At 41.5% G+C, this 12,416-nt stretch carries 9 protein-coding genes and 1 tRNA gene; 7 read left to right on the top strand and 3 right to left on the bottom strand.

Features of this window, described 5'->3' with window-relative positions; all coding sequences use genetic code 11:
* Position 1 precedes the first annotated feature (1 nt).
* The 3 genes from BUC07_RS17280 to BUC07_RS17270 all read right to left on the bottom strand — a co-directional run bounded on the left by BUC07_RS17280 (position 2) and on the right by BUC07_RS17270 (position 3,007).
* Positions 2 to 1,558: an acyl-CoA carboxylase subunit beta gene (locus BUC07_RS17280; protein WP_073172623.1), complete on the bottom strand. Its 1,557-nt coding sequence runs from the start codon at positions 1,556 to 1,558 to the stop codon at positions 2 to 4.
* A 194-nt stretch (positions 1,559 to 1,752) separates the two neighbouring features.
* Positions 1,753 to 1,980: a hypothetical protein gene (locus tag BUC07_RS17275; protein ID WP_073172617.1), complete on the bottom strand. Its 228-nt coding sequence runs from the start codon at positions 1,978 to 1,980 to the stop codon at positions 1,753 to 1,755.
* 175 nt (positions 1,981 to 2,155) lie between these two features.
* Positions 2,156 to 3,007 (bottom strand): hypothetical protein, encoded by an 852-nt coding sequence (locus BUC07_RS17270; protein WP_073172614.1) that lies wholly within the window; start codon positions 3,005 to 3,007, stop codon positions 2,156 to 2,158.
* Between the two features lie 217 nt (positions 3,008 to 3,224).
* On the opposite strand from BUC07_RS17270, the gene BUC07_RS17265 reads away from it, so the two are divergent.
* The 7 genes from BUC07_RS17265 (at position 3,225) to BUC07_RS17240 (ending at position 12,396) form a co-directional block, all read left to right on the top strand.
* The gene (locus BUC07_RS17265) at positions 3,225 to 3,692 is read left to right on the top strand and encodes a GbsR/MarR family transcriptional regulator (protein WP_073172611.1); all 468 of its coding nucleotides are present in this window, start codon (positions 3,225 to 3,227) and stop codon (positions 3,690 to 3,692) included.
* Between the two features lie 66 nt (positions 3,693 to 3,758).
* Positions 3,759 to 5,099, top strand: coding sequence for a TolC family protein (locus tag BUC07_RS17260; protein ID WP_083578325.1), 1,341 nt, complete (start codon positions 3,759 to 3,761; stop codon positions 5,097 to 5,099).
* 8 nt (positions 5,100 to 5,107) lie between these two features.
* The gene (locus tag BUC07_RS17255; protein ID WP_073172605.1) at positions 5,108 to 6,172 is read left to right on the top strand and encodes an efflux RND transporter periplasmic adaptor subunit; all 1,065 of its coding nucleotides are present in this window, start codon (positions 5,108 to 5,110) and stop codon (positions 6,170 to 6,172) included.
* 9 nt (positions 6,173 to 6,181) lie between these two features.
* Complete coding sequence (locus BUC07_RS17250; RefSeq protein ID WP_073172602.1) at positions 6,182 to 9,325, top strand: efflux RND transporter permease subunit; 3,144 nt, start codon at positions 6,182 to 6,184, stop codon at positions 9,323 to 9,325.
* Positions 9,326 to 9,362: 37 nt separating this feature from the next.
* Positions 9,363 to 9,971: a porin family protein gene (locus BUC07_RS17245; RefSeq protein ID WP_073172599.1), complete on the top strand. Its 609-nt coding sequence runs from the start codon at positions 9,363 to 9,365 to the stop codon at positions 9,969 to 9,971.
* Between the two features lie 55 nt (positions 9,972 to 10,026).
* Positions 10,027 to 10,122 (top strand) — tRNA-OTHER (locus BUC07_RS20990).
* Between the two features lie 150 nt (positions 10,123 to 10,272).
* Positions 10,273 to 12,396 (top strand): patatin-like phospholipase family protein, encoded by a 2,124-nt coding sequence (locus BUC07_RS17240; RefSeq protein ID WP_073172595.1) that lies wholly within the window; start codon positions 10,273 to 10,275, stop codon positions 12,394 to 12,396.
* The last annotated feature ends 20 nt before the right edge of the window (positions 12,397 to 12,416 follow it).

The following is a 12,416-nucleotide window of genomic DNA, read 5'->3' as shown; positions in this document are numbered from 1 at the left end:
ATTATAATGGAATATTTCCGTGTTTTTTAGCCGGAAGCACTTCGGTTTTAGTGCTCATAGCTTCCAGCGCATCAATTAACCTCATGCGTGTTTCAGAAGGAATAATTACCGCATCGATGTATCCGCGCTGGGCAGCCCGGTAAGGAACATTAAATGCTTCTTCGTATTCATCGATTTTTTCCTGCGTTTTGGCGGCTTTGTCTTCAGCTTCATTAATTTCTTTGCGGTATGTGGAAATTACTTCAACCGCACCTTTTGCGCCCATTACCGCAATTTCGGCGGTAGGCCAGGCAAAAACCATGTCGGCGCCCAATTGTTTGGAACACATGGCCAGGTAAGCCCCTCCATAATCTTTGCGTGTTACCACAGTAAATTTCGGCACGGTAGCTTCGGCATAACTCCAGAGCAATTTTGCGCCGTGGCGGATAATTCCACCTTGCTCCTGCTGAACACCGGGTAAATAACCGGGCACATCCACAAATGTAACCAACGGAATATTAAACGCATCGCAAGTACGCACAAACCGACTGATTTTGTCAGATGCATCGATATCGAGACACCCGGCCTGAATCAACGGCTGATTGGCGATAATGCCTACCGATTGGTTATTCAATCTGCCGAACCCTACAATCGCATTTTCGGCATAATGCTCGTGTACTTCATAAAAACTGTCGTGGTCGAGCACCGATTCGATAATGTTTTTCATGTCGTAAGGCATTTTGGCATCATCGGGAATGATGGTGTCCAACTCTTCGCAAACACGTGCCGGATCATCACCCATCGGAACAATCGGTGCATTTTCCAGGTTGTTATTTGGAAGATAACTCAGCAGCTCGATTATCGATTCGATGGTTTCTTCATCGCTCTCGCAGGCAAAATGGGCATTTCCGCTTTTTGCATTGTGTGCCATAGCACCGCCCAGTTCTTCAAAAGTGGTTTCTTCGCCGGTAACCGTTTTAATCACATACGGACTGGTAATAAACATGTGACTCTTCTTCTTCACCATATACACAAAATCGGTCATGGCAGGCGAGTAAACAGCTCCGCCGGCACAGGGTCCCATAATGGCTGAAATTTGTGGAATTACACCTGAGGCTCTGGAGTTTCGCATAAATATTTCGCCGTAGCCTTTCAGTGCATCAACTCCTTCCTCCACACGTGCGCCACCTGAGTCGTTCAGTCCCACAACCGGCGCTCCGGCTTTAACAGCAAGGTCCATTACCTTGCTGATTTTAGCAGCATGCATTTCGCCCAGCGATCCTCCCCGCGAAGTGAAATCCTGAGAAAATGCAAATACCGTGCGGCCGTTTACTTTACCGTGTCCTACAATTACACCATCGGAATTGATGTCAACTTTTTCCATGCCAAAATTCACCGAACGGTGCTTCACCAGCATATCAATTTCACGGAACGTGCCATTGTCGAATAGTAAATCGAGGCGTTCGCGGGCGGTCAGTTTTCCTTTCTGATGTTGCTTTTCGATTCTTGCCCCGCCTCCCATGGCCAGTGCTTCCTCCCGCTTTTTCTTTAAAAGTTCAATTTTTTCTGATACCTTCATGAATTCTTCCTGTTTTACATTGTATTTTTATGGCTTTGTAAATCAATATGATACAGTATGATTGCATCCATTTTTTTCTTTAAACACTTTTTAATCTGTTTTATAGAGAATTTTTTCTTTAATTAAAATCATAGTTGACCCTGTTTTAATAACCTTCACAGAATTTTGCTCAATTAAAATCCAGTTTTATACAATCAGTGTGCCGTATTTACAATTTCGTAAAAATAATCAACTCTATGTGAAATAGGTGTTATAAGGGCTATTTCCTCTTTATTCTTCAAACTAAACAAATAAACTTCTTCAAAATTTTTCATCCTGATGCCTCCCCTGTTATTATCTTCAATCAAGTTAAATGTTGTTTCAATTCTTTCGCAATAAAGAAAAAATTCTTTAAATGAAAAAATACTTTTTTCATATTTCATACTCAGAAGTGGAAATTTATACCGGCAAACTAATATCCTCGGCAAAAGCAAATGATTAAAGTTCTGTAATTCAGGCTATTATTAATTATTATCTTAATGTTAAATCGGAAGTGTATTTTTATTGCTGTTGAGCTTTGAATTATTTCACATTATCACTGTGTAATGGACAAATCACTCATTCCGGTTGTATAAAATTATCAGAAACCTTTATTCGCAACATTCCGCTCAGTAGATTATACAAAGCAAATAACTCCAGTGAAAACGGCAGGTAACCCAGGTAGCCTGCAAGGGGCATTTCAAAAATTTTGGGCTGGTTCAAATAAGGCAGTTCGTAGGTCCATTTGGGCCATGAGTAGTAATTCCACAATTCCCAGAAAAAACCACATATCACCACGCCAATCCAGAGATTCCAAACCGGCCGCCAGTTGCCGCTTTGTGTGTAGTGTAGCAAAGTTTTAAACCCCAACCAGTAATTTACGGGTTCAACAATAAAATAGACCGATATCCAGACAAAAGGAAAAAATATGCGCGGCCATACCAGGAACAAAACCAGCATAACCCACCCGGAGATGAAAAAGAACGGGGGGAGATTTTTACCGGTTTTCCAACGGCGTTTGTTTAAAGCCGGAAGCCGGAAGGTTGACACAAATTCACCTGTAACAAATACGGCCGGCAGCACAGTACTGAAATTCAGTGAGGCATACAATGCATACGCCACATCACTAAAATATTCACGGCCGGTGTAATGCCAGTTTTGCAGCACGGTGTTGAAAAGTTCGAACAACCACCAGAGCGGTATTGAAAATATAAACAGAAGAAGAAATCCGGTTTTACTTCTGTTCACCAGCGATGTTCCTTTTCGCATGAAAACAAGTCCGTCAATTGCCAGGATGTATCCCAGCCATAGTGGGAAAAATGTAAGGTGTGTTCGTACCCCCTCCAAATACCAGTTCAGAAACCAGAATATGGCTGCCAGTAGAAGTCCCAGCCATCCGTGGAGCGGATAATTTCTTTGCCTGTTCCTCATAACAGGAAAAATACAAAAAAATCAGGATTTATTTTTACTGAAGTTCAAAAAAACTATCGCCTTAGTAATGAAGGTTGGGGAGAATGGAACGGACTTCACTGTCTCGTTTGTTGAAACAATTACCTGCTTAAATTAAATGTTAACAGTGTGCTTAAATTTTGGTTCTTTTTGTTGCGAACTAAAAAAACTTGATTATATTTGTACGAAAAATTATAAAATGGAAGAATCAGAAAGAATACAAAAACAAAAAGAGCTGATTGAATCCATCGGAAGAGATAATGAAAAGGATGGATTTCAACCCGTAACGGCGCGTATTATGGGCTTGTTAATGGTGATGGATAAAGAAGAATACACTTTCGACGAGATTGTAGAGGAAATGCAGATCAGCAAAAGTACTGTCAGCAATGCGTTGAGAAATCTTGAACTTCGCGGTGTTCTTGAGTATGTTACCTACCCCGGCGACCGCAAACGCTATTTTCGTTTTGTTTCTGCTGATATAAGTAATATGATTGATGAAGTCGAAAAAAAAATGCAGCAGAAATTAGATATAATGAACCGAATCATAGAATTAAAAAAGAATCCAAATTCAAGAAATGCGAAATTTTTAAAAAACATAACGGAAGGAATAAGTTTTTTTATTGAGCACATAGACAAACTTAAAGAGGAATATAAAAACAAACATTAATTTTTTTTGCCATTTAAGTTCGTAATGTTCAGAACTAATTAATATTTAAAAGATAAAACAGAATAAATGAAACAATTGGTAGTCATAGTTTTAATGGGCCTTTTACAATTTCCTGAAGCAGCGAGTAGCCAGGAACATTATACGCTCAACAAACTGCTGAAAAATGCAGTTGAGAATAGCCATGCCATGAAAAAGGCGACTTTACAGGAAAGTGAAAGCAATGCAAAAAGAAAAGAAATTGCAGCCACCGGGCTTCCCCAGGTTGAAGGTGATTTAAGCTATTCCAGAATGGGAATTCCTGATATTGAGATACCGCAGGAAATGGCAGAGAATTTACCGGAAAATATTGCCCCATTACTTGGCGGACTTTCCGATATAAATGCTTTACACACGTCTTCTGCAGGATTAACAGTAAGTCAATTGCTGTATAGCAAAGCCTATTTAACCGGTGTAAAACAGGCAAAAAAGGCTGAGGAATTGTACAAAGTAATGCTTCAGAAAACCGAAGAAGAAGTGATAAATGAGGTATCGACCATGTATAATAAGGTGCAGGCGAGTAAAGCATCTTTAAAAATTCTGGATGAGAATATTGAAGCGCTGGAGCAACTTTATGAAATATTGCAACTTCAGTACGAAAATGATTTTGTAAAGCTTACCGATGTAAGCCGGTTAAAAGTAACTGTAACCAATCTGAAAACTCAAAGAGAAACCCTGCAAAACGGAATTCAGATTCAAAAACGTTTTTTAAAAATAATGGCTGGCCTTCCAGTTGAAGAAGAAATTACATTGGATACTATCTCAGCCGAACAGGTTACTGAGAGGCGTCCTTCGCCAGGTTTCTTTTCGCTTGAAAACCTTCCTACCTATCAATTGCTTCAAAAGCAAAATGAACTCGCTGAACTTGAAATAGAATCGGGTAAAGCAGCCTATTATCCCAATCTGGCTGCATTCGGGCAATTCTCCTATTCAAGCTACGCCACTGAATTTCAGTTTAAAAATTTCAACAATATGAATACCATCGGCCTCCAGGCAACAATACCCATTTTTAGTTCAGGAAAACGAAAACAGAAGGTTCTTCAGTCGCAGCTAAAATTGGAGCAAAACATGGAAGATATGAAGTTGAACAGTAAGTATTTGGATGCGAATTATAAAAACGCTTCCAACTCATTATTGTCAGCATGGTCGAACCTGCAGGATCAAAAGGAAAACAAGGAGTTGGCCAACGAAGTGTACGAGCAGGTAAAACTTCAGTATGATGAAGGAATGGCTTCGTTAACTGATCTGCTAAATGTGGAAACTTCGCTATTAGAAGCTGAAAACTTATTCAACCAGCAACTTTTAAAATATAATCTTGCAGAAATCGAGCTCCTCAAAGCCACAGGAAAACTAAAAACATTAATCAATTAAAATTCAAAATGAAGACAGTAAAACAAATTTCCATTGCGCTCATTATTCTTGTATTAGTAGGTTTGGCAGCGTATAAATTAAATGCGAACAAAGAACAAATAAGGGAAACAACCGAGCTGGCCTCGCAAACGATTTCCGAAATTCCAGTAAAAATAGTTGCACCACAAACCGGTACCATCAACAAACAAATTTCGACTACCGGGACGGTAAGCGCCACTGAGGAACTGATGGTTTTATCGGAAACCCAGGGAAAAGTGCAAAAGATATACAAAAACGTGGGCGACCGTGTTCAGAAAAACGAAGTGATTATTGAAGTTGACGATGAAGTTATTGCCGCCAATGTGCTGGTTGCCGAAGCCGACTTCGAACAGCAAACCAAAGATATTGAACGTTTGCAGCGCCTTGAACAAGGAAACGCCATTTCGAAACACGATTTGGAACAGGCGCGGATAGCATTGAAAAAAGCGGAAGCCGACCTGATTACTGCCCGCAAAGCCCTGCGCGACACCAAAATAAAAGCGCCCATCTCGGGGATTATCAACAAACGATTGGTTGAAAACGGACAATTTATTTCAGGAGGAATGCCCATCTGCGAAATTGTAAACACGGCGAAACTAAAAATATGGGTTAAAATTCCGGAGAAAGACATTTTTAAACTGGCAAAGGGACAAGCAGTTCACGTAACCATCCCTTCCCTGCCCGGAAAAACATTCACCGGAAAGCTCAATTCGATTGGCGAAAAAGCCGACAATGCCATGAAGTTTGATGCTGAAGTGGTGATGGACAACCACAACGGCGAACAGCGCCTGAAAGCCGGGCTTTTCAGCGAAGTACTGATTCCGGTTGAAGCCTCGGAAACCATTCTGATTGAAAAAACGGCGATTACAGGAAGCATGAAAAACCCTTCAGTTTTTGTGGTGGAAGGCGACAAAGCTGTGAAGAAAGAAATCATTACCAACGAGAGTGACGACAAATTCGTTGAAGTGGTGAGTGGACTAAATAAAGAGGGCCGTGTGGTTGTGAGCGGACAGTTAAACCTGAACGACGGCGACCGGGTAAAAATTATCCAATAAAAAATTATCATGAATATTACTGGTATTTCTATAAAAAGAACGACCATTCCGGTCGTTGTATTTACCATTTTGGCACTGGCCGGTATTTACAGCTACACCCGCCTGAATGTTGAACTGATCCCGAATATTGACATTCCCGTCAATGTGGTGATGACTGTTTATCCGGGAGCAGCACCCAGCGAGGTGGAAAGCTCCGTAACCAAACCGATTGAAGATGCTGTTTCGGGTATGGAAGGAATTGATAAACTTTTGTCGTATTCGTTCGAGAACATGTCAATCGTGGTTGTTCAGTTGAAAGACGACATGGACGCTGACATTTCGCTTCAGGACTGTGAACGCAAGGTAAACATGATTCAAAGCGATTTGCCTGAAGATGCCGAACTTCCCCGGTTTATGAAAATGGACATGAACATGTTGCCTGTTATGAGCATCGCAGCTTCCTCGAACATGCCCGAACAACAGTTCTACGATTTGATCGATTTAGATATTGTTCCATACATTTCCCAGATTAAAGGTGTTGCCCAGGTTGAAATTATTGGTGGTAACCAACGCGAAATCCAGATTAAAGCTGATGCCCAGAAACTGCAGCAATACGGCATTTCACTGTCGCTGCTGAAACAGATGGTAGCTGCTTCGAACCTCGACTTTCCGGTGGGAGATATAAAAGACGATCAAACCCGTTCGCTGATTCGTTTAAGCGGAAAATTTGCTTCGGTTGATGAAATTGGGGAGCTCATCCTTCGCACATCGCCCGATGGATCGACCATCAAGGTGAAAGATGTGGCCACAGTTGTTGACGGAAATAAGGAAAGTACCAAACTGGCTCGTATCAACGGAACTCCGGCTATTGGTTTGTCGGTTACAAAACAGAGCGGTGCCAATGCAGTTAAAATCAGTGAAGAGGTTCAGGAACTTTTTAAAGATTTTGAAACCAAATACAGCGCCCAAAACCTGAAATTTACCATCGCCAGCGACTCTTCCGAGTTTACGAAAGATGCCGTTAACAGCGTAATGGTCGATCTGATTTTTGCTATCGTTCTGGTATCCGTTACCATGTTGCTGTTCCTGCACAGTTTCCGAAACCTGCTGTTTGTAATTGTTTCCATCCCAACCTCCATTATTTCAACTTTTGTTATCTTCAATATCTTCGGGTTCTCACTCAACCTGCTCACTTTGTTGGCCATGTCAATTGTTGTTGGTGTGATTGTGGATGATGCCATTGTGGTGTTGGAAAACATCTACCGCCACATGGAACAGGGCAAAAAACGCTGGCAGGCTTCGCTGGATGCTACCAAAGAGTTGGGCATCACAGTTGTTTCAATTACCATCGTGCTTATTGCGGTGTTCCTGCCTATTGGTATTACCAGCGGAATAACCGGCGAATTGCTTCGCTCGTTTTCATTGGTTATTGTGTTCTCCATCCTAATCAGTTTGCTGGTGTCGTTTACGCTGGTTCCGTTACTGACTTCACGCTTCGGAAAAATTAAAATACTAAAGAAAAGCAATGTGCTCGACCGTATCCTGATGGGATTTGAGTCGGCAATCAATACCATAAAAAACTACATCATGTCGGCGCTGCACTGGGCGTTAAATCACAAAACAGTAACGCTGGTTTCGGTGGTGCTGCTTTTATTCGGTTCTGTTTTACTGGTGTCAAACGGGTATATCCAAACTGAATTTATGGATGCCGGCGACCGTGGTGAATTTATTCTGAAGGTGGAGCTTGAAAAGAATGCAACACTCGATGAAACGAATAAAATTTGCGCCCAGATTGAAGAGGAACTGATGAAGTATCCTGAAGTTGAGTTGCTTTTCACCAAAGTAGGTTCTGAAGGTGGAAGTATGTCATTCAACGAAACCCCGAATGCAGCAGAAATCAATGTAAAACTTGTTGACAAAAAGAAACGGCATGTTTCGTCCAAAGTATTCAGTATCCAGGTAAAAAATACATTGTCGGAGGTGTTTGCAGGCCCCAAATTTACGGTAAACGAAGCCAGCATCATGGGTACAACTACCCGCCCGCTTGAATTAATCGTGCGTGGCAACAATTACGACGAAGTAAAACAATATGCAGCCAGGGTATTCGAAATTGCCAAAAATGCCCGGGGTACAACCGACGTTGAAACCTCCGACGAAGAAGGAAATCCGGAACTGAACATTGAAATCGACCGCGACAAACTGGCCAAAGTGGGTTTGACCCTGGGCGAAGTTGGCGCAGAGTTACGTATCGCTTTTGCCGGAGACAACAACCTGAAATACAAAGAATCAGGCGAAGAGTACGACATCAATATTATTCTCGACGAGTTCAACAAAAAGAGTAAGGGAGATGTGGAAAATATGTCGCTGATTACCCGCTCCGGGAATAATATTCAACTGAAACAGATTGCCAGTGTAACTGAAAAAAGGGGCCCGGCAATGTTATCCCGTTACAATAAATTGTCTTCAATTTCCATTACCGGGCAGGTAGCCGGAAATACAATTGGTACCATTGGCGAGGAAATTGAAACGAAACTGGCCCAGGTTGAGAAGCCCATTGGTGTGGATGTTGTTTACGCCGGTGATCTTGAAAATCAGTCTGAATCGTTCGGCAGCATGCTTGTTGCCCTGATTGCCTCGATACTGCTGGTTTATTTAACCATGGTAGCGCTGTACGACAGTTACGCCTATCCGTTTGTGGTGATGTTTTCTATGCCACTTTCAATAGTTGGCGCATTGCTGGCATTGGCACTGGCCGGGAAAAGCATAAGTCTTTTTTCCATCATGGGTATCATCATGCTGATGGGACTTGTGGCGAAGAATGCCATCCTGGTAGTTGACTTTGCCAATGAAATGGTAAACAAAGGCGTAAAAGTGTACGATGCCATTGTTGAGGCAACAAGCCTGCGTTTCCGCCCGATTTTGATGACCAACCTGGCCCTGATCTTTGGATTGCTCCCGCTGGCTCTTTCGAGTGGTGCGGGTGCCGAGTGGAAAAGCGGTATCGGTTGGGTGCTGATTGGAGGACTTACCAGTTCGATGTTCCTGTCGCTGATTGTCATTCCGGTAATATATGTAATGATTTCAAAACTTGTGAAAAAAGATCAACCAAGCAAAAAAGAACAACTGACCGAAATTTATGTCGAAAAGGGAATGATTCAGAATAAATACAATTGAAGTCGATTTAATATTAACATTTTAAAATTTAAGAAAAATGAAGAAGATTATTTTAACATTAGCTGTCGCATTAGGTTTGGGAATTACTCAAACAAACGCACAAAAGTTATCAGGTGGTATCAAAGCAGAATCCAACTTGTCGAATTTTATTCTTTCAGATTTAGGTAGCGCAGAAAGTTCTATGAAACTTGGAGCCGGAATAGGCGGTTTCTTGAAATATGATTTGAGCGACTTTTTTGCCATTCAACCAGAGCTGATGCTGCACTTTAAATCATCAAAAATGGAGCATAATACCACAAAAGATGATTTTCAGTATATCGGTTTTAATTTGCCTGTTTACGCAATGGGGCAATGGCAAAATGAGGGAGGAAACAGGTTTTATGCAGGTGTTGGCCCATACATTGGGCTCGGCTTAGGTGCAAAATACAAAGATGCCGATATTGATCTTTATGAAGAGGTGGCCGGCCAAAAACCTATGCAGCGCTTCGATTTCGGTTTTGGAGCCCAGGTTGGATATGAGTTTAATGAGGGAATACAAATTAATGCCGGGTATAAACTTGGAATAATTGACGCGCTTGATGCCGAAAAGGACAACACAACAATGTTGCCTCAAATGGTTTCATTGGGCCTGGGTTTTCGGTTTTAAAACTTGACATAAAAAGTTAAATTAAAACTTTATAAGAGGAGATAAAATGAATACACCCGATGTAGCTCAACGTGAAGAGCGTCTGTTTATTCTTTTAAAACTTTACAAGAAAAAATGCAGGAGGCTGCAGGTTCGAATCCTGTCATCGGGACAATCTCTTTTTGGACTGCCAAATTTTTAATATAAAATGAAAAGCCAGCCATCAAATAATAGAAACGCAAAATCCTTTAATGGCATTATCTATTCACTTCTTCTTTGCATATTACCTTGGGCAACACCTAAAATTAGCGCACAACCACATATGAATGCGAACACCCCCAAGGTTGCTGTTGTTCTAAGCGGCGGAGGCGCCAAAGGTTTTGCCCATGTTGGAGTTTTAAAAGTCCTGGAACAGGAAGGAATTCCTATCGACATAATGGTTGGGACCAGCATGGGAAGCCTTATTGGCGGTTTTTACTCATTGGGTTATACTGCCCGGGAAATTGAGGAAATTGTTAAAAGTCAGGATTGGGAAAAGGTTCTTTCCGATAATGTTTCAAGAAATGTTCTTTCAAAAAACGATCAGGTGCAGAAACAAAAATACCTCTTGTCCTTTTCGTTTTCCGATGTAAAATCGGTAGGTCTGCCACAAGGTATTATAAGAGGGCAGAATGTGCTGAACATTTTTTGCGGACTGGCTGGAAACCTTCCTGTGAATGCGAATTTTAGCCAGTTACCCATTTCTTTTGCCTGTGTTGCCGCCAACCTTGAAAGCGGTGAGGAAGTAGTTTTAAAAGATGGCTTTTTCCCAACGGCCCTGTTTTCGAGTATGGCAATACCCGGTTTTTTTCAACCTTGCCAGCGCGAAAACCTGTTGCTGGTGGATGGCGGGATTGTAAACAATTTTCCTACCGACGTAGCCAAACGAATGGGCGCCGACATCATTGTCGGGGTCGATATCAGAGAAAACCTCAAGCCGAAAGAAGAGTTAACCTCGGTGGACGGGATTTTCAATCAAATGATTGGGTTCCTGGAACAGGAAAAAGATTCTGTCAACAACAGTCTGTGCGACATCAAAATACGACCCGATATCTCGGGCTATTCCGTAGGAAGTTTTTCACGCGAAGCTGCCGACACTCTTGTTTTAAGGGGCGAAAGAGCGACACATTTAGTACAAGATCAAATCAGGGAACTAAAACAGAAATTCAATCTTAAACAACGGGAATATTCGAGGAAATATATTTCTGATGAGAAATGGCAAATTACAGACATAGACTTTACGGGCGGCCACAACCTCGATGAAACGTTCCTTAAAAATAAACTAAACCTTGAATTACCTGGAAGGTATTCCAAAGAGCAAATCAAAAATGCCATCGACCGGTTGTACGGGCACGGTGATTTCGCTCTGGTGTATTACCATCTGACAGACAACGCAAATGGCAAAACACTTCACCTGGATATCACCCCCCGGAAAGTGTATTCGCAACGATTTGGGTTTAAGGTTAACACCAACGATGCTGCGGCGCTTTTGCTCAATGTAACCCGAAGGAACCATTCCAAAACAATCAGTTATTTATCGGCAAGCACTGAGTTGTCGGCCAATCCCGGAGTCAGTATAGTAACTGAAACCAGAAAAAGAGATCTGCCCACACTCGGAATCGAAATAAAAGGGAAATACCAGAAATACAACATTTACGAAGAAGGCGATAAAATGTTCAACGCAGAAATTTTTCATACTTCGGGGGATATCTACCTGTATAAATACTTTTGGAATAAATTGAATTTTGGGTTCGGAATACGGGAAGAATATTTTAACGGCGATGTGTTTTCGAAAAAAACAAATGATGCGGTTTTGATGTCAAAAACCGACCAGTTGATTACAAACGGGTACACCTATCTCTCTTTCGATAACATGGACCATTTTTATTTCCCGGAAAAGGGTACGCGACTTGATGCTGAATTTTCGCTAAATACCGACTTTTCAGACGGCAGCACATTGTGTCCGGTTTTGCTTTTTAAAATGAATAATGTAATTCCTGTTCAGCCCAATATGGCCCTTTTATTCGATTTATACAGCCGTTCACTCTTTAATTCCGAATACCCACTGATTAAAACAACAATTGTTGGTGGAGAACCATATTCACAATATTTTAATTATCACCTCCCATTTGTAGGCCTGCCTCCGGTTACAATTGCTGATCGGTTTGTCAATATTGCTTTGATTGGAATTCGGTATCAGGTAAATAAGGACCAATACATCTCCCTGCTTTATAATATGATGGCGCAGGGAAACAATTTTGATCATCTCGATAATTTCAACACCATTGGCGGCGGAGGTGTAAAATATTCGATAAACACGGCAATTGGCCCCATTGATTTGGGAATAGGTTATTCCGGGTATCATGAAAAACCTACATTCTCTGCAAATTTAGGATATTGGTTTTGAAAATAATCCATTGAAAATCC

It is taken from the genome of Tangfeifania diversioriginum (assembly GCF_900141875.1).
Lineage (GTDB): Bacteria > Bacteroidota > Bacteroidia > Bacteroidales > Prolixibacteraceae > Tangfeifania > Tangfeifania diversioriginum.
Note: the sequence above shows the minus strand (reverse complement) of the source record. Positions and strands in the feature narration are given on the sequence as shown.